The organism is Streptomyces sp. RKND-216, assembly GCF_004795255.1.
GTDB classification, from domain to species: domain Bacteria; phylum Actinomycetota; class Actinomycetes; order Streptomycetales; family Streptomycetaceae; genus Streptomyces; species Streptomyces hazeniae.
The window spans coordinates 661,533-687,412 of the sequence record NZ_SSBQ01000002.1 but is presented as its reverse complement, the minus strand read 5'-3'; the positions used below and the strand labels follow the sequence as shown (position 1 = coordinate 687,412).

15 protein-coding genes are annotated in these 25,880 nt (G+C 70.1%); 8 read left to right on the top strand and 7 right to left on the bottom strand.

The genetic code is table 11. The features are described 5' to 3' along the window. Window positions 1-2: 2 nt before the first annotated feature. Window positions 3-305 carry a hypothetical protein gene (locus E4198_RS24770; RefSeq protein ID WP_168711356.1) on the bottom strand — a complete coding sequence of 101 codons (303 nt, stop codon included), beginning with the start codon at window positions 303-305 and terminating at the stop codon, window positions 3-5. Window positions 306-471: 166 nt separating this feature from the next. On the opposite strand from E4198_RS24770, the gene E4198_RS03290 reads away from it, so the two are divergent. Both E4198_RS03290 and E4198_RS03285 read left to right on the top strand, forming a co-directional pair. Continuing rightward, window positions 472-1,280, top strand: a protein-coding gene (locus tag E4198_RS03290) for an IS5 family transposase (protein WP_247597536.1) whose coding sequence is annotated in 2 segments (ribosomal slippage) — window positions 472-789 and window positions 792-1,280 — 807 coding nt in all. Because the reading frame shifts where the segments join, the coding sequence is not laid out codon by codon here. A 241-nt stretch (window positions 1,281-1,521) separates the two neighbouring features. Further along, window positions 1,522-1,713, top strand: coding sequence for an SH3 domain-containing protein (locus E4198_RS03285; protein WP_136181809.1), 192 nt, complete (start codon window positions 1,522-1,524; stop codon window positions 1,711-1,713). 151 nt (window positions 1,714-1,864) lie between these two features. Here the strand turns inward: E4198_RS03285 and E4198_RS03280 are convergent, their stop codons facing one another. The 5 genes from E4198_RS03280 to glgX all read right to left on the bottom strand — a co-directional run bounded on the left by E4198_RS03280 (window position 1,865) and on the right by glgX (window position 16,940). After that, a complete protein-coding gene (locus E4198_RS03280) occupies window positions 1,865-2,302 on the bottom strand; it encodes a hypothetical protein (RefSeq protein WP_136181808.1) in 438 nt (145 codons plus the stop codon). 90 nt (window positions 2,303-2,392) lie between these two features. Next, complete coding sequence (locus E4198_RS25660; RefSeq protein WP_136181807.1) at window positions 2,393-8,314, bottom strand: RHS repeat-associated core domain-containing protein; 5,922 nt, start codon at window positions 8,312-8,314, stop codon at window positions 2,393-2,395. A 14-nt stretch (window positions 8,315-8,328) separates the two neighbouring features. Next, window positions 8,329-11,904, bottom strand: coding sequence for a LamG domain-containing protein (locus E4198_RS03270; protein ID WP_247597535.1), 3,576 nt, complete (start codon window positions 11,902-11,904; stop codon window positions 8,329-8,331). Between the two features lie 380 nt (window positions 11,905-12,284). Then, on the bottom strand, window positions 12,285-14,678 hold the full coding sequence (gene treY, locus E4198_RS03265; protein WP_136181806.1) for a malto-oligosyltrehalose synthase: 2,394 nt from the start codon (window positions 14,676-14,678) through the stop codon (window positions 12,285-12,287). A gap of 141 nt (window positions 14,679-14,819) precedes the next feature. Further along, window positions 14,820-16,940, bottom strand: coding sequence for a glycogen debranching protein GlgX (glgX, locus tag E4198_RS03260; RefSeq protein WP_136181805.1), 2,121 nt, complete (start codon window positions 16,938-16,940; stop codon window positions 14,820-14,822). Window positions 16,941-17,174: 234 nt separating this feature from the next. Between glgX and E4198_RS03255 the strand changes: the two genes are divergently transcribed. From E4198_RS03255 to E4198_RS03230, 6 genes are all read left to right on the top strand, one after another. Continuing rightward, the gene (locus tag E4198_RS03255) at window positions 17,175-18,419 is read left to right on the top strand and encodes an SAV2148 family HEPN domain-containing protein (RefSeq protein ID WP_136181804.1); all 1,245 of its coding nucleotides are present in this window, start codon (window positions 17,175-17,177) and stop codon (window positions 18,417-18,419) included. Window positions 18,420-18,620: 201 nt separating this feature from the next. Beyond that, entirely contained in the window at window positions 18,621-20,297 is a 1,677-nt protein-coding gene (locus E4198_RS03250) for a stealth family protein (protein WP_247597534.1), read from the top strand. Window positions 20,298-20,302: 5 nt separating this feature from the next. Then, window positions 20,303-22,126, top strand: a complete 1,824-nt coding sequence (locus tag E4198_RS03245) for a stealth conserved region 3 domain-containing protein (protein ID WP_136181802.1) — start codon at window positions 20,303-20,305, stop codon at window positions 22,124-22,126. A gap of 150 nt (window positions 22,127-22,276) precedes the next feature. Further along, the gene (locus E4198_RS03240) at window positions 22,277-23,377 is read left to right on the top strand and encodes an acyltransferase family protein (protein WP_136181801.1); all 1,101 of its coding nucleotides are present in this window, start codon (window positions 22,277-22,279) and stop codon (window positions 23,375-23,377) included. Then, window positions 23,374-23,931 (top strand): DUF1697 domain-containing protein, encoded by a 558-nt coding sequence (locus tag E4198_RS03235; RefSeq protein WP_136181800.1) that lies wholly within the window; start codon window positions 23,374-23,376, stop codon window positions 23,929-23,931. Before E4198_RS03240 ends, E4198_RS03235 begins: the two co-directional genes overlap by 4 nt. A gap of 104 nt (window positions 23,932-24,035) precedes the next feature. Next, window positions 24,036-25,031 carry an NAD-dependent epimerase/dehydratase family protein gene (locus tag E4198_RS03230; protein WP_136181799.1) on the top strand — a complete coding sequence of 332 codons (996 nt, stop codon included), beginning with the start codon at window positions 24,036-24,038 and terminating at the stop codon, window positions 25,029-25,031. 22 nt (window positions 25,032-25,053) lie between these two features. On the opposite strand, the gene E4198_RS03225 is transcribed toward E4198_RS03230, so the two are convergent. After that, on the bottom strand, window positions 25,054-25,848 hold the full coding sequence (locus E4198_RS03225) for a sirohydrochlorin chelatase (protein WP_136181798.1): 795 nt from the start codon (window positions 25,846-25,848) through the stop codon (window positions 25,054-25,056). Window positions 25,849-25,880: the final 32 nt, after the last annotated feature.

Sequence of the window (25,880 nt, the reverse complement as noted above, 5' to 3'; positions counted from 1 at the left end):
ACTCAGGACATGTGGCAATAGCTCCATCTCTCGCTGAACAGGCAAAGCTCGGCGAATCTCGCGCTGGGCTCCGCGAGAACATCAGCCGCCATCGGCGCACAGTCGCCTGACGCGAGCCAATGCCGAGGGTGGTTCCGCCACGATGTGCCGGTTACAATCTTGCCTTCACGCACATCATCGAACTCCGACCTACCTGTCACCGTGGGGATGTCCTCGAAGGAATGCGCGTTGGTGAGGCTTGCGGTCGGATCCGTTTCTGACCACCACCGTGCGGAGGCGGTCACGCAGGCCGGCGTGTAGTTCACTGCGCCATTGTCTTGCCACACCCAGCATGACAAGCAGGCGCGATCCCATACGCCAACGTTCCTGCATCGTCCCCGGGCAGCCCGTTGATAAGAGCTCGTAACAGAATCTCGTTGAGGTTGGCTGGTGGGCCGTGTCTGGTGTGACGATTCGGCCGTTCGTGATGTCGTGGGAGTCAAGCCGTGGATCGTGGACGATGAACTGTGGTCGCTGATCGAGCCGTTGCTGCCGCCGTGGCCAGAGCGGTCGCCGGGACCGAGGCCGGTGGACGACCGGCTGTGTCTGCAGGGCATCTTGTACGTGCTGTTCAACAACATCAGCTGGCAGCACCTGCCGCTGGAGCTGGGCTTCGGCTCGGGACAGACGTGCTGGCGGCGCCTGGACCGCTGGCAGGAGGCCGGTGTCTTCGAGGAGTTGCACCGCATACTCCTGAGTGAGCTCAACGCGGCCGACGAACTGGACTGGACGCGCGCATGTGTGGACGCCTCCCACATCCGCGCCAAAAAGGGGGAGCCGCGACCGGTCCGTCGCCGGTCGACCGACGGAAGACGGGCAGCAAGCACCACCTGATCTGCGACGGCAACGGAACACCCCTGCGGGTGATCACCACGGCCTCGAACGTCAACGACGTCACCCAGACGCTCCCTCTGGCCGACGGCGTCCCGCCTGTGGCCGGCAAGCCCGGCCGCCCACGCAAACGCCCCGCAGCCCTCCTCGGCGACAAGGACTACGACTCCAACCCAAACCGCCGTGAACTGCGCAAACGACGGACCCAGCCCGTGATCTCCCGCAAAGGCTCGCCCAACATCTACGGCCTCGGCAAGCTCCGCTACGTGGTGGAGCAGACCTTCGCCCTGCTTCACCAGTTCAAGCGCCTGGCCGTCCGATGGGAACGACGCCCCGAACTCCACGACGCCCTCGTCTCCCTCGCCTGCGGCCTCATCTGCTGGAGGCGCCACAAGAAGTCACGCTCATGATCCTGTTACGAGCTCGTTGAGTTGATTCCGGCGTGTTGACCGCGACGCCAGAAGGATCCGAGGTGTTAGCGATCTTCTTCAAGGAGGCTTTGATGCGCTGGGCAAATGGGACTGCGGCGGCCGTCGTCGCGGCGGTTGTTGTGTTGGCTCCGGCGACAACCGCGGCCGCTACGGTGCCGCAGGGTCCGGTTCCGGCAACTGCGCCCCTGATGCGTGCCACGACCAGCCGAACCCGTACGCCATGACCGCGAAGTCGGCGCGGCTACACAGCAGGCCGCCGTCTTCCGCGCCCACGCTGGGCGTGCTGTACAAGAACCACGGCTTCAAATACCACAAGGACACCAAGAACTGGCTGCTGGTCACGGACAAGAAGACCGGAGTGAAGGGCTGGGCGTCCAAGCGACTCTTCTCCGTCAAGATGTGCATGAACTGACCCACCCGAACGCACGGTGGCGGGAGCCCTCTTAAGGTCTCCCGCCACCGCCTCTCTTAACTGGCTGCCGTGGATGAATTCGAGGCCACTATGAAGCCCGCCGCGGCCCTACCAGGACACAGCCGCCTCCACGCATCGCGCACAAGACAAATCAGAAACCTTTACGCGCGCGCACAGCCGCCAAGATCTCACAAGAAATCTCGTCCGCTTGCGTCCTGCGCTTAAACCACGTCGCATAATTTGATTTCTGCGAAGCCAGACTGAGAAGACATCCACCCGATGGATACCGGATCACAATGCCGTAATATCCGGGAGAAACTGAACTAATATCTTCCAGTGGAATTACTCGCCACTTGTAGAAGTTTCGCACACGGACAGTCTCTGACGTTATACTGATCGAAGACTCTGCAAGCGCAAAGGCAAGGACCCCAGCAGAGAAGAAGAAGACTGGGGCGAATACATCCTCAAAGGTCACATCGGACTGCGCAAAGAGACCGACCGCACTAAGCAACGTCAAAGCAAGCGCGATTACGGCGGTCAAAAAGAACAAGGCTCGCTCCCAACGAGGATGCTTCCAAGTCTGGATCACCTTTCCAGGTTGAGCTTTAATTCTGCCTCGCTCACGCGACCGAGTACTGCGCCCCATAAGGATCCCACACCTCCATCAGCTTCTGTGAATTCAGCACCAACCCGGCGATTGGAAGGTAGTTCCGCAGCCCAGCTGCCCATAGGCAGCGCCGCCGCCATAGTACACACCGCGAAGCAGTCTGTCCGGGGTCGCCGCATGGCGCGGACCTGCCTTATGTTTGGGCCGACTCAGGAATCTCGCACTGTGACGACCCAGCGGCTTCACGGCCTTTTGAAGGCCAGCAACAGTGGCCCCGCCCACGCGCCCGACAGCCAGGCCGATTGCTGCACCTCGCAGGTTCGCCCCAACTCGCTCATTTGCACGTGAAGATCCTCCGGTGTAGTAATCGGCTCCGTATTTTGCACCTACGAGTACGAGACTGCCAAAGAAGCACCCGGCGAATGTGGCGACACACACAACGAAGAGAGCCCCTTCCGCAATCCCTCGCCAGTGATCTTGGAGGAACTGGGCGGAACGCTTCATCGCTCCAACATTGGCAGCGGAAAAGGAAACTGCTGCGTCGACGATTTTATCGCCTGCCGCACCCAAGGCATCTCCGACCTTGTTCCAGAAGGAATCGTCTTCGGTATCCTTTTTCTGCCCTTTTCCGCCGTCTCCGACTGGTTTCGTGTACTCGCGGTAGTGCGTGGAAACGCTGACGATGTCGCCGAACCTGTCTCGGACGGTGCCTACGTTTACGGTGCCGTCTCCGCTGGGGTAGCTCTCGACCGAGAGCATACCGCCGCTCCCCGTGCGCCCGGAGGAGTCAATCGCTCCGTTCTCCGGACATGGCAGCTGTCCAGCACCGTTGCCGCAGTCGAGGCCTTCGCCAGTGGGATCAGTGTAGGTGTAGGGGTTCTGAGCTGCGTAGCTGTAGCCGTTGAGGGTTTGGGGTCTGTCGGTCTCGAGGAGTGGGTCGACGCTGAGGAATGTGCCGGTGGTGGGGTCGTATTCGCGTGCGCCTATGTGGGTGAGGGCGGTGTTGGTGTCGTGGGTCTTGCCGATGAAGGCTTTGTCGTCGATCCAGTTTCCGGTGCGTGCTTCGGTGCGTTGTTCGCCGAAGGGGGTGAGGGCGCGTTTGACGAAGGTCTGTTCTTCGCCGGAGTCGATGGCGAGGGTGGTGGTGCGGTGTTTGTCGGCGGCGAGGTAGGAAAGTTCTGTTTGGCTTCCGCCGGTGTTGCGGTTGGTGCGGACGGCGATGGTCATGTCGTCCGTGCCGTAGTAGCGCTGGGCCCACATGGTTCCGTCGGCGCGGAGGTGGAGTTCGGTGCTGCCGGCGTAGAGGATGCGTTCGCCGCCTTCGGTGTGGCGGATGAGGAGGTTGCCGGAGGCGTCGTAGAGGTAGTTGGTGTCGACGGCGTCTTCGGCGGCCTGGTCGAGTTTGCCTTCGGTGTTCCAGGTGAGGGTCTGTCCGGGTCGGCTGGTGGTGTTGCCGGCGGGGTCGTAGCCGTAGTCGCGGTCGGGGTTGGTGCAGTCGGCTGCGGTGCTGGTGCCGGTGAGGGTGTGGGGCTGGTCGCCGGTGTAGCAGTAGGTGTCTGTGTCGCCTGTGGTGTGGTCGGTTTCGCTGGTGCGCTGGCCGGCTTCGTTGTAGGTGTAGCTGGTCCAGTAGGGGGCGCGGCCGCCGAGTGTGTCTGCGTCGCGTGGGTTGGTGCAGTCGCCGTTGGTGGGTGTCCAGGCGTCGGTGAGTCGGCGGTGGCCGTCGTAGTCGAAGCACTGGGTGTCGGCTGCTTGGGCGCCGCCGATGGTGGCGGTGTCGGTGATGGCGGTGACGTTGCCTGCCTGGTCGTGGGTGTAGTTCAGGTCCTGTAGCTGCCAGCCGTGGGTTTCGGTGGTGACTGAGCTGCTGAGGAGTCGGTCAGTGCCGACCTCGTAGTCGTGGTCGATGTAGGTGGCTTTGGTGGTGCTGCCCGAGGGGCCGAGGGTGAGCTGGTCGGGCAGGCCGGTGGGGGTGTAGATGGCTTCGGTGAGGTAGAGGTTGCTCCCTCGGACTTCGGTGAGCGCACCTTGCAGGGTGTGGCTGTAACTCACCGCCTCCTGTTGCAGCCCTCCCATGGCTGGCACCAGCTGGCTGCGGAGGAGTCCGTTGCGGGTGTAGTGGGCGTCGAAGGCATAGGTGGTTTGTGCGCCGGCTTCGACGAGCGGGTCGCTGGAGGGGAGGTGAAGCTGCCACTCTTCGCGCTGGCCGAGGGTGCCGTAGGCGGTGACCTCGGTGGTGTAGGCGGCGCCGTCGTCGTAGCGGGTGGAGGTGGTGGGCTTGCCCTTGAGGACGGTGTCGTAGGTGAAGCCGGTCAGACGGTTGGCTTCGCTCTTCTCGTTCGCCCAGGTGCCCTTCACCCGGCCCAGCTCGTCGTACTCGGTCAGGACCGACTCGCCACGGGAGTCGGTGGCTTCGATGACCTGGTCGAGGCTGTTGTAGGCGGTGGTGGAGGTGCCCTTGTCCGGGTCGGTGTTCGTCACCTGGCGGCCGAAGAGGTCGTGGCCGTAGCTCCACTGGGTGCCGTCGGGGCCGGTGACGGTCTTGTCCTTGCCGTCGGGGGTGTAGGTGAACTTGGTGGAGTTGTAGGGGATGCCGGGTGCGGTGCCGCCGAAGTCGGGGTCGGTGGGCTGTGTGCCGGCGTAGGTGCGGCGTTCGATGGTGTTGCCGCGGATGTCGGTGATGGTGCGCTGGGCCTCACCGCCGTTGAGGGCGGTGGTGGCGGTGGAGTCGCCGGTGTAGGTGGTGGTGGTCGTCCACTTCTGGGTGCCCTTGACCAGCAACGTGCTGGTGGTGGGGCGTTCTGTGCCGTCGTAGGTGGTGAGGGTCTGCTTGGGGGCTTCGCCGTGCAGGGCGCGGGTGTAGGTGCCGTTGGGGTCGGTGTTCTTGTCCCAGATGTCGGCGTAGGTCTCGTAGGCGAGGCCGCGGGAGTCGTAGCGGGTGTCGGTCAGGATCCGCCCACCCGCGGGTGAGGGCGTCTGTGTCTGCAGTTCCCGCAGGAGTGAGTCGTAGAGGGTGTAGGTGGTTATGTGGGTGTCGAGGTCGGCGGCTATGCGGCCGCTGGCGACGTAGGACGGTTTGTCGTTGTGCAGGTGGTAGTCGAAGGTGTAGTCCGCTGGGCGGCTGCTGCTGAACCCGGGGAGCCATACGTCGGTGACACGCCCGAGGGCGTCGTAGGCCGTCTCGGTCTGCTTGCGGTTCTCGTCGTAATGCCTCAGGACGAGTCCACGCAGCGGTTCGTAGAAGTCGACAACGGCGTGGTCGCGCGGGTTGGTGGCGATGGTCCGCTCGAGGGGTCCGCCCTCCGCTGGGCGGTAGGCGGTGGTGGAGGTGTTGCCCTGGGCGTCGGTGGTGGAGATGGCGCGGCCGAGGGTGTCGTAGCCGGTGGTGGTGACGGTCTGCCACCCGGCAGGGGTGCCTGTGGTGGTGTAGCCGGTGGCGCGACCCGCCCAGGCCGCCTCACCCGTTGTGGGTGACTGGTCGACGGTCCAGGTGGTGGCGTCGGAGTCGTCGTAGACGGTGGCGGTGTCGGAGAGCACTTCACCGCGGCGCGTGGTGTCGGAGGGCAGGTCGACGTCGGCCAGGGCGGTGCCACAGCCGCGGGCAACGGTCAACTCGCGGGAGACCAGGCCGGTCAGGCCGGCGTCGGGGTTGCGGGCGTACCAGGAGCGTGTGCAGGTCTCGTCACCGCTCTTGCCGATCTCGCCCGAGTCGCCGACTTGGGTGGCCATGCCGTAGTCGTCGTAGCTGGTGGTGGTGGCCCGGCTGCGCCAGGTCTGGTCGGCGGTCAGGTAGGTGTGGCTGGTGGTCTTGGCGGTGCGGACGTAGCGGGCGATGTGGTCGCCGGCTCCGGGGACGTCCTGGCGGGCGGTCTCCTTGGACCAGGGTTGGGTGACCTTGACCGTGGTGGGGGTGTCGCCGTTGTAGGTGATCTGCTGGCGGATTCGGCCGGAGTACTGGTCGCTGTCGGCGATGTCCGGGACGTCGAGACCGGTCAGGTCGACGCCGGTGAGGGTGACGTCGCGGGTGCCGGTTTCGGTCTTGTCGCCGTCCATGCCCTGTAGGTAGAGCGCGACGGTCTTGGACCGGGTGGTGCCCACGGCGCCGGTGTGGGTGGTGACCTTGCGGTAGCCGCGCCAGTCGTTCCAGGTCCGCTCCTCCTCGGGGGTGAACGGGCTTTCGCTGTAGTGCCAGGCCGCGTCCTCGTAGGTGTAGGAGGTTTCCATGGTCTGGCCGTAGCCGGTGGGGTCGGTGGTGACCACCGCGAGGACGCGGTACTTGTGGAACCAGTCCACCGATGCCTCGGAGGCGCCGTTGATGTGCCAGTACTGTGGGTAGCAGGAGCGGGTGTTGGTGTCCTCCGGTGCGTCGATGACCTCGCCGCGCACGCACTCCTGGGGGGAGTAGGTGACGGTGATGAGTCCGCCGGTCTCGGTGGTGACCGTGGACAGGCGGGGGCGGGTGATGGGGAGGATGTCGTCGGTGGCGTCGACGCGGTTCTCCAGCATCCGGTAGGCGAAGGTCACCGGGTCCATGGCGATGTCGTCCTTGGCGCCGGCCTTTCCGGTGCGCTGGATCTTCTTCAAGACCAGGACCTGGTCGTCGGTGCCGCCGATGTCGCCGGGGTCTAGGTAGTCCTGGGTGAAGGTCCAGGAGTCCACGTCCTTGAAGGTGTCGCCGTCCTTGACCTGCGTGGTGACGCCGGTCAGCCGCTTCCGGGAAAAGTAAGAGGGGCCCAGGCCGGTGCAGTCCGCCTCGGACTCGCCGTCGGTGCACAAGGCCTCGAAGGGCACGTCGGGCCAGTTGTCCTTGGTGTCCTCGGTCAGCTCGCTGCAGTCCTCGGCGGTGCAGCGCTCCTTGTGCGCGAGCTTGACCCGGTAGAAGTACGTCTCCAGGGCGTCGGCGCGCTGGCCGTAGCGGATCTCGGTCAGGTAGCCGCCGCGGGTGTAGGCGGTGTTCGCGGTGGAGGCGCCGTTCTTGCGGTAGTGGTTGGTCTCCTTGGCGTACCAGTAGGTGGCCGCGTTGTCGTGGGTGTCCTGGACGACGTCCAGGTTCCACCGCCATGCCTGCCGCAGCGACCGGCCGCTGAAAGAGGAGCCCTGGCTGTAGCCGGGCTCGCCGGAGTCGTCCCCGTAGACCGGCACGGTCCACACCGAGCCGGTCTCCGAGCCTGCGACGTCGTCCTTGCCGAAGGTGTAGACGGTGCCGCCGGTGGTGGTCACGGTCCAGTACTCGCCGTTGTCGTCACCGTTGGAGGCGCCGGTGTGCCGCTCGACCTTGGATGCGTCGTCGTTCGACAGCCGCCATCCGTCCCCGTCCTTGACCAGGCGGGAGGCTTTGCCGTTGAGGACCAGGCGGGCGTTGTCGTATTTCCAGCACAGGTCCTTCTGATCATCCCCGTGCCCGTCCTCATCGCACGACCCGTAGGTCCGCTCGATGTAGGACTCCGTGATCGAGAAGCCTTCACCCAGCGCGCTGCCCTGATTGTTCGTCGCCGAGGTGCGGCCATCGATCGAGCCGGAGTCGTAATCCAGGGACAGCTTCGGCGCGACGCCCGCCGGCGGCTGTGGAATCACGAGGTCATAGCCCCAAGTGAAGGAACCGGCGTTCCCGCCGGCCCCCCAGGAGGCGGACGGAGACAGCGGCGTGGCGCTGTAGTCCCCTCCCCCATCGGCCTCACTCGTGCTCACGGCGAGTTCGGCGACGCTGCTGCTGCGAGGGCGTCTGAGCTTCGCAGGCTCCGGAGCGGCGTTCTGTTCCCGCTCGGCCCGCTCAGCCTGCGCCGTGTTGCGCTTGCGCTCCTTGGCCCGGCGCTCCCTGGCCTTGTCCGCGCCCAGGCCGGCGACTTCCTTCACCGTGGCGGCGTGTGGGCTCGGGGCGTCGGGCTTGCCGAGTCCGTCGGCCGCGAAGGCGATCTGTGCCACGCCGACCTCGATCAGGAGAGCGGTGGACAGGGCGGCTATGAGGCCGCGCGTAGAGATACGTCTACCGATGCGCATGTCCCAGATCCCCTTTACTCGCCGACCATGTTGATGAGCTGTTCATGGTCAGCGGCCGCGCCGGCCCAGACCCTTACGTCCCAGACACGTCCTGGCATGAAGTCGCCGGAGACGGAGCGCCCGACGGTGAATGCTCCTTGGCCGACCTTGGCCGTGTACGCGGTCGGCACGTCGTGCTGCACGTCGGAGACGTACAAGGTGGCCGTTCCGTCCTGGGCATCGTGGACGCCGCTGAGCCGGTAGCCCGTGCCGTCGATCGTGATGTCAGCGTCAGTGACGACGGCTGCGCCGGGGCGCCCGAAGTGCCACCTGCCGACTGCGAGCGTCTCTTCCTCGAAGTCGTCGTTGAGGACTTTCTGCTTGCCTGTGACTTCGAACCAGATGCCCCACGCGGCGCCGTCTGCGGCCGGTTGCTGCAGCACCTGGACCGTGGATCCGACAGGGGCTGCGGCGAGGGTGTCCTTGTCGGGTTCCACGTAGGTGGTTGTGGTGAAGGACCCTGTGCCGTCGACGAGCGGTCCCGGTGTGGAGGCGTGGCCGTCGTTGCCGTCCAGGACCAGGGCCTCGCCGTCCAGCGCGGATCCGCCGGCGAGGGTGAGGTCGCGCCCGTAGCCGGAGACCGTGTCGGTGACCGTCGTGCCGGTGCCGGTGGAGGGGTCCCAGGCCGCGACCAGCTCCGCACCGGCATGACCGCCGGGCATCAGCAGTCGCGCTTCGTCGGCGATCTCCGCAGCGGTGAGCACGCGCTGCCATGCTGCGACCTCGTCGATGGAGCCGTCGAAGTAGTGCATGCGCTGGCCGGCCCACTGGTAGCGGCCGATCTGGAAGGCGCCGCCGGCGTCCCAGGAGCCGGCGCTCTGCGTGGTTCCCTGGAGGACGCCGTTGACGTAGAGCTGCAGCTTCTTGGTGGCCGAGTCGTAGGTGCCGGCCACGTGCGTCCACACGTTCGCGGCGGCGGGCTGTTCGGCTACGACACCGTAGTAGGCGGTGCCTGTGGCCTCATCGGCTTCCTTCACCCCGAAGGCCCAGGTGCCGTAGTCCGGCTCGTACCACAGGATGAAGGGACTGTAATTGCCGCCGTCCTGGGACAGGATGATGCTGTCGCCATCAGTGCTGTTCAGGCGTGCCCAGGCGGAGATGGTGTAGGCCGAGCGGGTCTCCAGCACCGGACCGTTGGTGGCGGCGTAGCCGGTGTCGCCGTCCAGGGCCATGCCGCGGTCGGTGACCGGTTCGGGCATTGGGTCGCCCTGGGCGTCGGTGGTGATCAGGCCGCGGCGGCCGCGATCGTCGCGGGTGGCGCCCGTGTGCAGGGTGGCGTCCTGCTGTGCGGAGTCCGCCGTCGTGGCCGAGTCGACGGCGACGCCGGAGGTTTCGTCGAAGTGCCAGCGTGCGACGGGTCCCTCGCCGGCTTGGACGAGGAAGTCCAGTTCCCCCCGTTCGCTTTCTCGTCCGGACTGATCTCTCAGCTCGACCAGGACGCGGAAGGTGCCGGAGCGGTCGGGGGTGACCTGGGCGGTGTAGGTGGAGCCGTCCGCCGTCATCGGCGACCACTCATCAGTGGCGGAGGTCCAGTACTCGGCGCCGGTGATGGTATCACCAGCAGCCGGGGTGGCGGTGATCATCGTGGGTGTGCCCGGTGCGCCGGCTGCGGGGCAGTCGTTGGGCTGGCACTCCTGGTAGGGGGCGCCGACGGTCAGTGCGGGGGCGGCCGGGGCGGTGGGGTCGACGGTGAAGTAGCACCAGCCTGCCCCGGTGGCGTTCGAGGGGCCGTCGAGGTACTTGTTGCCGTTGTCCCAGTACGACAGGGCCCAGGCCCGCAGCCGGTACAGCGGCCCTTCCTCCAGCGGGTTGTCCCACGTCTTCGTGGTCCAGGTGCCGTCGCCGACATAGCCGCTGGTGGGGTCGAGGTCGGAGCCGCCGGGTGAGACATCGGACCAGGTGCCGTCGCTGTTCTCGACGTCGATGTCGAAGTACATGCGCATCTTGGCCTCGTCCTGGCCACCGGACTGGGTCTGGACGTATCCGCCGACTGCGGGTGTGGGGTCGGCGGTGACAGGTGCGTTGTCGGCGTCGGTCTCACACGAGGTCTTCTTGCCGCTCTGAACGAGTCCGACGTTGGTGGGGCGGGCCGGGATGCCGACGTAGGTGACGTCCAGGACGGCGTCGTTTTTGAACCGCTTCCAGCCCTTGGTCGTCGTCTCGTCCTGCGACTTGAGCATCAGCGTCAGGCGGGAGAGGTCTCCACTGGCCAGGCGCTTGACGGTGGTGGTGAGGTTCTCGTTGCTCTCGCCGGGGTTGTCGTTGAACTCGATCGGCTTGGCCGGCTGTGAGGGAGTGCACGCGTCGCCGCGGCCGGCGGAGACATGGCGGTCGCCCATCATGTCGATGCGGTCCGGGCCCGGCCAGCTGGTGCGGCTGGACATGCTGCCGGTGCGCCACAGCTGAACCCAGGTCGGGTCACAGGAGAAGGACCAGGTCTCGGTGAGACGGAAAGTGGCGTCCAGGACGTGCTTGCCCTTGAGCTTGCTCCCGGACATCTCGAAGATCAGGCGCTGCCGGTAGCCGTCCTCGTCGCAGTAGTAGCCGCCCCAGACGTGGCACTCGCCGACACCTTCATCACCGGTCCAGTTGTAGTCCGTGTAGCCGTCGGAGCGGATGAGCGTGCGCTCGTACTCCCCCCAGGACACATCGGGGTCGATGTAGAGGGGGAAGGCAGAGGCGGGAGTGCTGGTGAGCATGTCCGCGTCCGGGGCGACGGACAGGGTGTCGTCCCCCACCTGCACATGCACTTCGGCGATCTCATCGCCGGGCGCCGGGCCCTGGCTGCGGTCGTGCTCCCCCGGGCCGGCCGGGCCCGCGTCCAGGGCGGCGACGCTGCCGCTGCGCGGCATGGCCTTGGCCTTACTGGGGGCGGCGCTGCTCTGGTTACCGGAGGAGTCCCACATGAACGCCGCCGGCGCCTTGAACAACGCCTTGCCGTTCCCGTCCACCGCGTCCAGGCCGCCCGCGGCGGCCTCACGAACCTTCAGGCCCCGTGCCTGAAGGGAGAACTGGAGCTCCTTCAGGGCGGGGCCGGCCGCAGCCTCGGGAGTCTCGACGACCAGCACGTGCTGGAAACCGGTCACCGAAGCGGTCACCTTCAAATCCACATCAGGAAGCACATCCGGATACGTGGCCGTCGCCCCCTCCAAGGAGGGCTCGGGCAGCTCGCCCGACCAGCCCACCGACAGCTCCCTGCCCTGGTCGCTGATCGTCGCCAGCGGCGCCTGTCCGCCGGGCGAGAACTCCAGCCCGGTCGCCGCGGCCTTCGGCCTGATGGCCCCGTCCGCGGCGCGGACCAGCGTGGCATCGGGCTCAGCCCAGGCCCCGTCCGCCTGCTTGACCCTCATGGGGGCAATCGAGGTGCTGAGCGTGAAAGTCTCGCCATCGGGGTTCGCGAAGACGCTGGAGTACTCGCTGCGCTCACCGGTCAGCTCGACCCGCTCACCGGTCTCTTCCGCCCGTGCCAGTGCCTTCTGTGCGGGACTCAGCTCGGCAGCTGCCGCCGCAGGAGCCGTGCCGGGCAGCAGTGGTAGTAGACCAGCGAACAACGCCGTGGCTGTGGCGAGAACACCAGCCCGCCCAGCCCGTACTCCGCCGAGCGCTCTGGACACACTTCCCCCAAGGGTGTGGAGATGACTTCACAAGTGGGGGGACGCCGTGTATCTGATCAACCACACGGTGCCCATGTCAACAGACGCCGGGAACCTGACGGGCTCTCACCTGCGGGAATGCGGACAACTACACCAGCACGAGCGGCTTCGCCCTGCCGCAGGCAGGGCACGGGAGATGAGCGACACGGGACGCCTTCTTGCGGTGCCGTTGAGCCCTGTGCGTGGTCGAGGCCATGGGTCGCCCCGCCCCACCCGTCTCGGGTGGAAACGGGGGTCACGTGGGTGTCGGAGAGGGCGCGGCTCGTGCTCGACGCGCCTCAGGCGCGGCGCAGGAGGGCGACGGGGCCGGTCGCCAGCAGGTCCGCGAGGGCCACCGTGCCTTCGAAGGTGTCGTCGCCCCGTAGGGTGTCCCGCCACACGCCGGGCGGCAGGGCGAGCGTGGTGTCGCTCCAGCCGCCGCTGAGGGCGAGGCGCAGCGACAGCCGGGTCGCGACGGCGACCACGGCGCCGGACCGGGCGAACGCCAGGCAGTGCGCCGCCGCCTCGCCGCGCGCACGCAGCGGCTCGTACGTCGAACCCGCGAGAAACCACTCCGGGTGCTCGCGCCGCACCCGCAGGGCCGCGCGTGTGACCCGCACCTTGGGGTCGTCGTCCGCCCCGCCGTCCTCGCCGTCCCCGAGGACGGCCGGGATGCGCCTGTTGTCCGGGTCGACCAGGGTGGGGGACCACCGCTCTCCGCCCCAGTAGACCTCCGGGATCCCCGGCATCATCAGCTGCACCAGCGCCATGCCCAGGGACGTGGCCCGCACGTGCGGTGCCAGCTCCGCCGTCAGCTCGCCCATCACGGCCCACGGAGCCCCGCAGACCGCGCCCTCGACGAACCGGACGAGCGCCGCCTCGTAGTCCTCGTCGGGCTCGGTCCAGCTCGTGCGCACGCCCGCCTCCCGGGCCGACTTCCGCAGCGCCGCCGTGAGCCGTTCCGCATCCGGCGCGCCCAGCCCGTACGCCGTCTGCCAGGCCGCCCACTCGCTGTGCGCGTCCGGCGGACGGTGCCCGTCGTCGGGCAGGGCCGCCGCCTTCTCCCGTGCCGCCTCCAGTGCCGCCCGCCACCGCTGCGGACACTCGGCCAGGACGAGCAGCGCGGCCCGCACGTCCGCGCTGCGCTTGGTGTCGTGCGTGGACAGCACCGTCCCGCCCTCGGGCCACGCGCGCTGCATGCGGGCGCAGTAGGCGTGGAACTCCTCCGGGGGTACGGCCGGGCGGGCCGGGTCGCCACCGACCTCGGCGGCGCTGAGCAGCGGTGTGAACCGGTAGAAGGCGGTGTCCTCCACCGCCTTGGCCCGCAGCGCCGAGGCGACCTGCGCGAAGCGTGCCGCGAAGTCCCGCCCGTCCGCGTCCCCTTCCTCGCCGCCCAGCAGCCCCAGGGCGAGGTCGCGCACCACCTCCACCGCGTCGCCCTCTTCCGGGACGGTGAACGCGGTGCGGGCGCCTTCCGCCGCTGTCTCCAGCTGTTCGGCGTCCACGGCGCGCGCCGGGCGGCCCGGGACGGCGTACGGTCGGTACACCGGCAGCCGTATCAGCACCTCGCACAGCGCGCGGCGCAGCGCCCAGGGGGCGTGGTCCCGGAGTCGCAGGCCGGGTGCGGTCGCGCAGACCCGGGAGGCGACCCGGGTGAGCCGGTCGACCTCGGTGGCCAGGTCGTCGCCGATCACCTCCCGCGAGGCCCGCCGCAGGGTGTCCGCCCAGGTGCCGCCGAGGTCGTCCGGGGCCCCGACGACCTCCTGGCAGGTGGCGACCAGCTCGGCGTACCCCTGGGGGTCGGTGAACAGGCCGTCGACGTGGTGCAGCGCGTCGTACCCGGTGGTGCCGGCCACCGGCCAGCTCTCGGGCAGCGTCTCCTCGCGGGCGAGGATCTTCTCCACCACGGTCCAGCGGCCGCCGGTGGCGTCCTGGAGCCGCCGCAGGTAGGTCTCCGGGTCGGCGAGACCGTCCGGGTGGTCCACCCGGAGCCCGTCGACCACACCTTCGCGCAGCAGCCGCAGCACGGTGGCGTGCGTCGCGTCGAACACCTCCGGGTCCTCCACGCGCACGCCGATCAGTCCGGAGACGGTGAAGAACCGTCGGTAGTTGAGTTCGGTGCGCGCCAGGCGCCACCAGGAGAGCCGGTAGTGCTGGGCGTCCAGCAGCCGGGGCAGCGGGAGTCCGGCGGTGCCCGGCCGGAGCGGCAGCACGTGCGGTCCGCAGCGCAGGGTCCCGTCGCCGGGCGTGGTGAGCGCCTCCGCTGCGCGGTGCAGCGGCTCGCCGAGTACCGGCAGCAGTATCCGGCCGCCGCCTGCCTCCCAGTCGACGTCGAACCAGCGGGCGTACGACGAGCCCGGGCCGTCCCGCAGCGTCTCCCACAGGGGGCGGTTCAGCCGCAGGTCGGCGGGCACGGCCATGTGGTTCGGCACGATGTCCAGCACGAGGCCGAGGCCGTGCGCACGGGCGGTCGCCGACAGGCCGCGCAGCCCCGCCTCGCCGCCCAGCTCCTCGCGCACGGTGCGGTGGTCGGTCACGTCGTACCCGTGGGCCGACCCCGGGACGGTGGTCAGCACGGGGGACAGGTGCAGGTGCGACACGCCGAGCCGCGCCAGGCGTGGGACGGCCTCCTCGGCGGCGGCGAACGGGAAGGCCGGCTGGAGCTGGAGCCGGTAGGTGGCGGTCGGCGTCATACCTGCGTCGTACCCGGTCCGGGGTGCACCGCATGTCCCCCGGTCGGGCGGTGTCACGGCCCGCGGCGGCGTGTCGCCTGGCGTCCCGGCTCGTCCCGTCCCGTCCCGCCTCGCCCCGCCCCGCGTGCGGCTGCCGGGCGGCTACGCGGGCCGCTGGAGGACGACGAGGCTGCGGTCGGTCAGCGTCAGCCGGTCCCCGGCCTGCACCTTGCGCGTCTCGTCGGGCGTACCGCCCTCCTCCGCGGTGTCCACGACGACCTCCCACTGACGCCCGTGGTGGACGGGCACCACGAAGTCGCGGGCGGTGTCCTGCGCGTTGAACAGCAGCAGGAACGAGTCGTCCAGGATGCGTTCCCCGCGTACGCCCGGCTCGGAGATCGCGCTGCCGTTGAGGAACACCGTCAGCGCCCGGGCCTGCGCCTCCTGCCAGTCCCGCTGTGCCATTTCCCGGCCGTCCGGGGTGAACCAGGAGATGTCGGAGAGGTCGTCGTGCGTGCCCTCGACGGGCCGGCCGTGGAAGAAGCGGCGGCGCCGGAAGACCGGATGGTCGCGGCGCAGCCACACCATCGTGCGGACGAACGCGCACAGTTCGAGTGCGTCCGGGGCGCCGTCCCCGTCCGGCCAGTGCACCCAGGACAGCTCGCCGTCCTGGCAGTACGCGTTGTTGTTGCCCTGCTGGGTGCGTGCGAACTCGTCGCCGTGGCTGAGCATCGGCACGCCCTGCGACAGCATCAGCGTGGCGACGAAGTTGCGCATCTGGCGGCGCCGCAGCCGCAGCACGTCGCGGTCGTCGGTGTCGCCCTCGGCGCCGCAGTTCCAGGAGCGGTTGTGGCTCTCGCCGTCCTGGTTGTTCTCGCTGTTGGCGTCGTTGTGCTTGCCGTCGTAGGACACCAGGTCGTGCAACGTGAACCCGTCGTGGCAGGTGACGAAGTTGATCGAGGCCAGCGGACGGCGTCCGTCGTCCTGGTACAGGTCGGAGGAGCCGGTCAGCCGGGACGCGAACTCCGCGAGGGTCCGCGGCTCGCCCCGCCACATGTCGCGGACGGTGTCCCGGTACCGGCCGTTCCACTCGGTCCACAGCGGCGGGAAGTTGCCCACCTGGTAGCCGCCCTCGCCGACGTCCCACGGCTCGGCGATCAGCTTCACCTGGCTGACCACCGGGTCCTGCTGCACCAGGTCGAAGAACGACGACAGCCGGTCCACCTCGTGGAACTGTCGCGCGAGCGTCGCGGCAAGGTCGAAGCGGAAACCGTCCACGTGCATCTCGGTCACCCAGTACCGCAGCGAGTCCATGATCAGCTGGAGCACGTGCGGGCTGCGCATCAGCAGCGAGTTCCCGGTGCCGGTGGTGTCCATGTAGTACCGGGGGTCGTCGGCCAGCCGGTAGTAGGAGGCGTTGTCCAGGCCGCGGAAGGACAGCGTCGGGCCCAGGTGGTTGCCCTCGGCGGTGTGGTTGTAGACCACGTCGAGGATCACCTCGATGCCCGCCTCGTGCAGCGCCCGCACCGCCTGCTTGAACTCCAGCACCTGCTGGCCGCGGTCGCCCCAGGAGGCGTAGGCGTTGTGCGGGGCGAAGAAGCCGATGGTGTTGTAGCCCCAGTAGTTCGACAGCCCGGCGTCCGCCAGCCGGTGGTCGGTGACGAACTGGTGGACCGGCATCAGCTCCAGTGCCGTCACCCCCAGCCGGGTGAGGTGGTCGATCACCGCCGGGTGGGCGAGGGCGGCGTAGCTGCCGCGCAGGTCGTTCGGCAGGTCCGGGTGCAGCATGGTGAGGCCCTTCACGTGGGCCTCGTACAGCACGGTGTGGTGGTACTCCGTCCGGGGGAGGCGGTCGTCGCCCCAGTCGAAGTACGGGTTCACCACGACGGAGGTCATGGTGTGCGGCGCCGAGTCCAGGTCGTTACGCCGTTCGGGTGATCCGAAGTGGTACCCGTAGACGGCCTCGTTCCAGTCGACCCGTCCACTGATCGCCTTCGCGTACGGGTCCAGCAGCAGCTTGGCGCTGTTGCAGCGCCGGCCCTGCTCCGGCGCGTACGGGCCGTGGGCGCGGAAGCCGTACCGCTGCCCCGGCATCACCCCGGGCAGGTACGCGTGCCGCACGAAGGCGTCCGATTCCCGCAGCTCGACGGCGGTCTCGGAGCCGTCGTCGTGTAGCAGGCACAGCTCCACCCGCTCCGCCGCCTCGGAGAACACCGCGAAGTTCGTTCCCGCGCCGTCGTAGGTGGCACCGAGGGGATACGCCTGTCCCGGCCAGACCTGCATGCGCCTCGTCTCTTCCCTTCCCGGCCGTGTCGCCGCGCGGCGGGCGCCGCGTGCGGATGCTGCCGCCCGAAGCATCCTCGCGCAGGATGGGCCCGCCCGGCGGACCCAGGCGCTATCTTCGCCCGTACGGTCGTACGCGGCAGGGAAGTTGATAGGTGAACCGGGTGCACCTCGCACCCGCTCCGCAGTAGTCTTCCTTGATCGAACAACGGGGTCGGGGAAGGCGGTGCACAGGTGGGGTCGGGAGGGCTTGAGCTCCCCCCGGGTGAGAGCGGGCAGGGCGGCGAGACCGCCGTACCCTCCGGCGCGGTGTCGCTGGCCAGGCCCATGGAGATCGGTGCCGACCTCGACTGGGGCGACGAGGCCTGGGCCGAGGTGAGGCGCCGCGCCCAGCGGGCGGGACGCGCCTACATCTGGCTCAACCTGGTCGAACAGCGGCTGCGGGCCGTCGTCGCCGCCGTGCTCCGCCCGGTGTACGAGCCGGTGCACGGCGACGAGTGGGTGATCGCCGCCGCGGGGCCGGCCGGCCAGGAATGGGTCCAGCGCGCGGTGGCCGTGCGCGAGGTCAGCCGTCGCAAGGGATACCTGCTCGACCCGGCCGACGACACCATCCTGTCCTTCCTCACCCTGCCGCAGCTGCGCGAGCTGATGGTTCAGCACTGGCCGTGCTTCGAGCCGTACTTCGACGACCGCCGCGAGGTCGAGCTGGCACTCGACGAGCTCGAGGTGGCGCGCAGCGCCGTCGCCCGCAACCGGGCCCTCTCCGAGACCGTGCTGGCCCAGGCGGAACGCATGTCGGCGCGCCTGCTGGAGCTGCTCGGCACCTCCCGCGGCGCGCCGCCGTCCGCGGACCGGCTGCCGGTGGACGCCGTCGAGGACCTGGTCGGCGACCGTTTCGCCGACGTCGTCGGCGTCCACCCGGACCGGGTGCGGCTCCAGCGGCAGCTCCCCGCCGAGGACCTGTTCGGCGGGGCGCGGCGGCTGGACGCGATAGGGATAGGGCTCAACCTGCTCGTCCAGAACTACAGCGGACGCCGCCTGGTCCGTCTCGCCGAGTCCGGCTGCCGGGTGCGGCTGCTCTTCCTCAACCCGGCCAGCAGTGCCGTCCGGCGCCGCGAGCGCGAGCTGGGCCTGAAGAAGGGCGAACTGAGCCGCACCGTGGAGATGAACATCCTGCACATGCGGCGGGTCCGCTCCCGGCTGCGCGACCCGGGCGCGTTCGAGATCCACGTGTTCGACGAGACGCCCCGCTTCACCGCCTACCTGGTGGACGGCGACGGGCCGGACGGCCTCGCCGTCGTCCAGTCCTACCTGCGCCGGGTGCGCGGCATGGAGGCTCCGGTCCTGGTGCTGCGCGGCGGCCGCCGCGACCTCGTGCAGGGCGGGTCCACCGGGGCCGACGCCGGCGAGCACGGCCTCTTCGGCACCTACCGCGAGGAGTTCGAGTCGGTCTGGACCGACTCGCGCCCCGTCTCCTGACCGGGGCCGTCCGTGGTGCCGGGCAGCCGCCGCGGACCGCCCCGGAAGGCTCTCTGCCCAGGTCACAGCTGGATGACCATGTCCACCCGTATGCAACCCTTTCCCGCCCCCGCATGTCTAGACAGGTGCTTCCGGACGAATCCGGAATGCGGCAAACGGTGGGGAGTACGGGCAATGACAGTGCGATCGTTCGTTCGACGCATGACTCCACGGGCGAAGCGGAAGGCCGCCGACCAGGTCTGGCAGCTGCGCCACGGACGGGACCGGCGCCGGACCGCGGCAGCCGACGACCGGTTGCGGTCCGTCGTGGTCGGCGGGCGCGAGACCTACGGCCGGGTCGTGGACGGCTTCACCGCCGCCGGTGCGGCCGACCGCAACCTCGGCATCGCGGTCGGCGCCCTGGAGACGGCCGGAGCGGCCTACTTCCTGATCCCCTCGGCCCGCATACGCCACACCGTCGGCGTGCACGAGTGCCACCGTCCCGCCTTCCTCGCCGCGCTGCGGGAGCAGAACGCGGCGACCGCCGTCTTCGTCGCCCAGCCGCTGCTGGGCGGTCGCCTGAAGAACACCTCGCTGTGCATGGACGGGGCGCTTCGGGAGGGACTGGAGTCCTCCCGCGTGCTGCGCGTGGGCGAGATCCAGCTCGGTCCCGCCGGGCAGGTCCTCGCCGGGACCGCGCTCGGCTGCGACGTCGAGTTCTGGCAGGACGGCGCCGAGATCCTGGCGGGCCCCCGCGCCGAGGCCGAGCTGGCCCGGGTCTCCCCGCAGGCGTCCGAGGACGTCTTCGGACGGTCCCTCGTCGCCCCGCGCCGGAACCGGGTCGCCGACGTCGTGCCGTCCGACGAGCAGACGCCCGCGGTCCTGGAGGTCCGGGGGCGGGAGATCCCCACCTTCGCCGCATTCGCCACGCCCACGGTCTCCGACGTGACCTTCCCGGTCGACGTCGTCTACACCTGGGTCGACGGCGAAGAGCCCGCCATGCGGCGCAAACGCGCCCACTACAAGGGCCTGGGCACCGCGGACATCCTCGACAAGGAGGTCAACGCGTCCCGGTACACCAGCCACGACGAACTGAAGTACTCGCTGCGCTCCCTCCAGATGCATGCCGACTTCGTCCGCCACGTGTACGTCGTGACCGACGGGCAGAAGCCGGACTGGCTGGACGACGAGGCCGACGGCATCACCGTCGTCGACCACCGCGACATCTTCCCCGCCGACGTGCTCCCCGTGTTCAACTCGCACGCCATCGAGACCCGGCTGCACCACATCCCCGGGCTGTCGGACCACTACCTGTACTTCAACGACGACGTGTTCGTCGGCCGCCGGGTGACCCCGGAGCACTTCTTCCACGGCAGCGGCGCCATGCGCGTGCCGGTCTCCCCGCTCAAGATCGGGGTCGGCAAGCCCCATGCGGAGGAGACCGCGACCAACTCCGCGAGCAAGAACGTACGGCGCCTGATCCGGCAGCGCTTCGGCCGCATCACGACGAACAACTTCATGCACACCCCGCTCCCGCAGCAGCGGGAGACGCTCCGGGAACTGGAGCAGATGTTCGCGGAGGACGTCGCCAGGACCACGGCCACCCGCTTCCGGTCGCCGCAGGACATCGCCATGACCGCGCCGCTGCTCTACCAGTACGCCCTCCTCACCGGGAAGGGCTGCGCCGCGAGCTTCAACTTCCGCTACGTCAACATCAGCCGCGAGGACGCCGACCGGAGACTCGACGACCTGCGGCGCCGCAGACGCTTCGACTTCTTCTGCCTCAACGACGTCGACGTGCCGGCCGAGGAGCGGGACGCCGTACTGGGGCGCATGCACGCCTTCCTGGAGGACTACTTCCCCTTCCCGAGCACGTTCGAGAAGAAGCCCGAACGGTAGGGGCGATGAAGCACCGCGCGTACACCAGGCTGAAGGACCACCTGTTCCGTCCCGCCAAGCGGGCCCTGCTGGTCCTGCGCATCCGTCTGCTCGCCTGCTGCTGGGCGCTGCGCTGCGCTCTGCCCCGCCGCCGGGTGCGCGGGGAACTCGGGGACGTCCGCCGGGTCGCCGTGGGCCCCTTCCGCGCGCACGGCCGCGTCGTGGACCACTACACGGCGGCAGGGGCGGCGGCGGAGGACCTCGCGGCGGTCACCGGCATGCTGGAGGACGCGGCCCTGCCCTACTTCCTGGTGTCCGAGCCCGGTGCGCGGCGGCACGTGCTGGGCGTGGAGGAGGTCCACCGCCGCGCTGTGCTCGAACTGGCCGCGCGGTGCTTCCGGGACACCCCCGGCTACGTCGCGGCCGTCGGCGACGGCGGGCGGCTGCTGTCGCTCGCGCTCTGGGCCGACGGCGGTGTGCCCCGCGCGGTGCTCCGGGCACAGGTGCTGCGCACCGGCACCGTCCGGCTGGGTCCGGGCGGACAGGTCCTGCACGGTGTGGAGGGCGGCTGCGAGGTCGAGTTCTGGCGCCGCGGCGCCTCCCTCGCCCCGGTCTACCCGGAGAACCGGCCCTGGCTGTCCGTGCCCGCACGCCAACTCGGCGACGACTTCGCCGCGGCGCTTCTCTCCCCGCGCCGCAACCGCGTCTCCGAGGTCGTCCCTGCAACGGCGCAGCAGCCCGTCGCCACCGTGGTGGGCGGCCACCGGATCGCGACGTTCCAGCCGTTCGCGGACCCCGGGGTGGACGAGGTGAGGTTCCCCGTGGACGTCGTCTACACCTGGGTGGACGGCGACGATCCCGCGATGGCGGCGAAACGCGGCGCCTACGGCGGCGAGGACCGCGGCGGCATCGCCGACCGCGAGACCGGGCCGTCCCGCTACACCAGCCACGACGAACTGCGGTTCTCCCTGCGCTCTCTCGACATGTACGCCCCCTTCGTGCGGCACGTCTACCTGGTCACGGACGGGCAGATACCGGAGTGGCTCGACCCGGCGTCCGACTGGGTCACCGTGGTGGACCACCGCGAGATCCTCCCGGCCGACGCGCTGCCCGTGTTCAACTCGCACGCCATCGAAAGCCGGCTGCACCACATCCCGGGTCTCTCCGACCGCTACCTCTACTTCAACGACGACGTCTTCGTGAACCGCCCGGTCCGGGCCGAGAGCTTCTTCCACGGCAACGGCCTGGCCAAGCTGCCCTTCTCGCCCTACAAACTCGGGCTCGGCCACCCCTATCCGCTCGAGCCCGCTCCCAACTCGGCGGGGAAGAACGCGCGCGAACTCGTGCGACGCACCTTCGGACGCCACATCACCGCCAAGTTCCAGCACGTGCCGCACCCCCAACTGCTGGCCGTGCTCAGGGAGATCGAGGCAGCCGGCTTCGAGGAGTTCCGGCGGACCGCCTACTCGCGGTTCCGCTCGACCCGTGACGTGGCCTCCGCCGCCACCCTCCACCACCACTGGGCGCTGCTCACCGGCCGCGCGGTCCCCGCCGAGTACACCCTGCGGTACGCGGACCTGGGCAGCCCCGACCTCCGCGAGCGGCTCGCCCGTCTGGAGCGGGGTGAGGACGTCGACTTCTTCTGCGTCAACGACGTGGACACCACCCCCGGGACCAGGGCGGCGGCCGGACCGGCCGTCCACGCCTTCCTCGAACGCCGGTTCCCCTTTCCCGGTCGTGCCGAGCGATCCGGGCCCGCCGTGCGGCTGGACGGGCCGGCGGCGGCGAAGCGGCTGGTCACCCCTCACATGGACGGCGGACGCCCGGTGCGGCTCCAGGCATCCGCCTGACGGCCGCGGGCGCGGAGCCCACGCCACCCCGACCCACCGGGCCCGCAGAGCTGATCCTGCGGAGATCCCGCTGAGCCGTTGTGGTGTTGCTGTGAGTGACCGGCCTGTCGGGATGAGGCGCGCCGTCCTGCGCGGGAACAATCGCGCCTCATGGAGGGAACACGCACGCCGTTCTTCGACAACGCGAAGTACCTGGCGATCGTGCTGGTGGCCTGCGCCCACTTCTGGGAGCCGTACCGGGCGGACAGCCGTACCGCGCTGGCGCTGTACCTGTTCGTCTACGCCTTTCACATGCCGGCATTCATCGTCGTCTCGGGGTACTTCAGCCGGAGCTTCACGCTCGGCCCGCGCCGGGTGCGGCGGCTGATCGCCGGCCTGCTGGTGCCGTACCTGCTCTTCGAGATCGCCTACACCCTGTTCCGGCGGTGGGCGGAGCCGGACCCCGGCTATCCGGTCAACCCGGTCGACCCGCTGTTCCTCAACTGGTTCCTGCTCGCGCTGTTCCTGTGGCGCCTCACCGCGCCGCTCTGGCGGGCGGTGCGGTGGCCGCTGCCCCTCGCGGTGGCGCTGTCCGTGCTGAGCACGGTCACCCCGGGCGTCGGGCCGGACCTGGACCTGCAGCGGGTGCTGCAGTTCCTGCCGTTCTTCGTGCTCGGCATGCTCCTGGAGCCGCGCCACTTCGCACTGCTGCGCGACCGGCGGGTCCGCTGGGCGGCACTGCCGGTCGCGGCCGGCGCGCTGGTCTTCGCCTACTGGGCGGCTCCGCGGATGAGCCACGTCTGGCTCTACCACCGCCAGAGCGCGCAGGACCTCGGCGTCCCCGCCCCGGCCGGGGCCGCCATGGCGCTGGCCCTGTTCGGCTGCTCGCTGCTCCTCACCGCCTGCTTCCTGGCCTGGGTGCCGAGCCGGCACACCTGGTACACCGCGCTCGGCACCGGCACGCTGTACGGCTACCTGCTGCACGGCTTCCTGGTGAAGGGGTCGGTCTACTGGGGCTGGTACGGGCCTCCGTGGGTGGGCAGCCCGGCCGGCATGGTCGCCGTGACCCTGGCGGCCGCCGTGCTGGTGACGCTGCTGTGCACCCATCCGGTGCGGCGGGTCTTCCGGTTCGCTGTGGAGCCGCGGCTGGACTGGCTGTTCCGCGACGACCCCAGGGGCCGGGGCGAGCGCACCGCCCCCGCCGGGCGGGAGCCCGCCGACCGACCGGAGGCGGAGCCGTTGTCGGTGCCAGAGCATAAGGTGCGGTCATGACGACGGGGACGATGTACGTCGCGCTGCTGCGCGGCATCAACGTGGGCGGGCGCCGCAAGGTGCCCATGGCCGAACTGCGGGAGCTGATCGACGGGCTGGGCTGGACGGGCGTGCGCACCCACCTGCAGAGCGGCAACGCGGTGTTCACTGTGCCGCCGGAGGGGGGCGGCCCGCCGCCCCGGGAGCGGCTGGAGCGGGCGATCGCAGACCGCTTCGGCTTCGACGTGCCGTGCCTGCTGCGGACCGGCCGGGAGCTGCGGGACGTCGTCGCCGCCTGCCCGTTTCCCGCCGCCGACCTGGACCCGTCGAAGCTGCTGGTGCTGTTCGCCGAGGAGACACCGGCGGCCGGCCACTTCGCCGGCGTCGACGCGGCGGCCTACGCCCCGGACGAGTTCCGGCACATCGGCAGGGCGGTCTACTGCTGGTTCCCGGACGGCATGGGCCGCAGCAGGCTTCCCGCCGCGCTGGAGGCCGTACGGCCGAAGCTCACCGTCACCGGGCGGAACTGGCGCACCGTCACCAAGCTGGTCGCAATGACGGAACAGCCCGCCTGAGGCGTGAACGCGTCGCCCCGGATGGGCCGCGGGTTCGCCCAGGGCGATTCCGCTGACGGCGAGCGCGCCTTTCACCGCCGCCCCGGCCGGGGCAGGCTCGGGCCATGAAGCTGCTGATGCTGGGTGGGACGGGTTTCGTCGGGCGCGCCGTCGTGGAGGACGCGCTGGCCAGAGGCTGGGAGGTGACGGTCCTCAACCGCGGCCTGCGGCCACCGGTCGAGGGCGTCCGGGAACTGCACGGCGACCGTACGGAGGAGGGCGGCCCGGAGGCGCTGCGGGCGGGGGAGTGGGACCTGGTCGTCGACACCTGGTCCTCCGCACCGACGGCCGTGCGCGACGCGGCGCGGCTGCTCGCCGGCCGCGCCGGCCAATACGCCTACATCTCCAGCGGGTCCGTCTACCGCTTCCCGCCTCCGGCGGGCAACGACGAGCGGGGCCCGGTCGTGGACGCGTCCCCGGACGACGGCGCCACCGACTACCGGCAGGACAAGCGGGGCGGAGAGCTGGCCGCCCAGCGCGAGTTCGGCGCGGACCGCACGCTGCTGGTGCGCGCCGGGCTCATCCTCGGCCCGTACGAGGACGTCGGCCGGCTGCCGTGGTGGCTGAACCGCATCGACCGGGGCGGTCCGGTTCTCGCCCCCGGGCCGCGCGACCTGGGAATTCAGTACATCGACGCGCGGGACCTGGCGCGCTGGACGCTGGACGCCCTGGTAGCCGGCCTGCACGGGCCCTACAACACGATCTCCCGGCCCGGCCACGCCACGATGGGGGAGCTGCTGGCGGAGTGCGTGGCGGCCACCGGTTCCGACGCGGAGCTGCGCTGGGCGGACCCCGCGGTGATCGAGGCGGCGGGGATCGAGGGATGGACGGGGCTGCCGGTGTGGCTGCCGCCGGGCGAGGTGTACGACGCGATGCACCGGGGGGACGTGTCGCGGGCCCACGCGGCGGGGCTGGTGTGCCGGCCGGTTGCGGAGACCGTACGCGACACGTGGGCGTGGCTGCGGTCCCTCGGCGGGGACGCACCCCACCGTGCCGACCGCGCGGCCAAGGGCATCTCGCCCGCGCAGGAGGCCGCGGCTCTCCGCGCCCTCGGCGCCTGACGGCCCGTCCGGGGCCGCGGGGCTACGCGGCGAGCGAGCCGGGCGGCGCTGCCGCCGCTGCGTCGAAGCGGCGCAGCAGCAGCCGCACCAGCTCGGGCGCGGCCCCCAGCACGGGAGCGAGCACGTCCGCGCGGGCCTCACGCGCTCCGGCGACGATGCGGTCCGGCAGCCGCCCCGGCGCGATCACGTACGGCGCCACGGCCACCCGCCGCACCCCGGGCTCCGCGCGCAGCTCACGCACCGCGTCCGCGGTCCGCGGCAGGTCGGCCGACGCGTAGGCCGTCCGTACGGCCGCCCACCCGGCGTCGCGGCGCCACCGCTCGGCGAGAGCCTCGATGGAGGCCACCGCCCGGGCGTCGGAGGAGCCGGCCGCCGTCAGCACCATCCCGGTGCCGGAGGCCGCCGGACTGCCGAGTCCGGCCTCGGTCAGCCGCCGCTCCAGGGCGGTGAGCAGCAGGGGATCGGGTCCCAGCACGTCGGCCTGCCGTACGTGCACGCGTGCCGGTCGCGGCAGTCGCGCCGTCGCCTCCCGCAGCGTGCGCGGGATGTCTGTCCTGGCGTGGAAGGCGCTGCTGAGCAGGAGCGGCACCGCGACGACGTCGCGGAAGCCCTCGCCGTCCAGCCGCTCCAGCGCCTCGCCCACGCGCGGCGTGTCGAACTCCAGGTAGCCGACCTCGACCCGCAGGCCGGGCCGGTTCCGGCGGACGGCCTCGCACAGCGCCGTCGTCGTCGCCGCGTGCCGGGCGTCGCGGCTGCCGTGCGCGACCAGCAGGAGAGCCGTCGAGGGGGCGGTGAGGGCCGGTCGCGGGTGTCGCATCGCTCTCCTCCTCACCGCCCCCTCGACGGGGT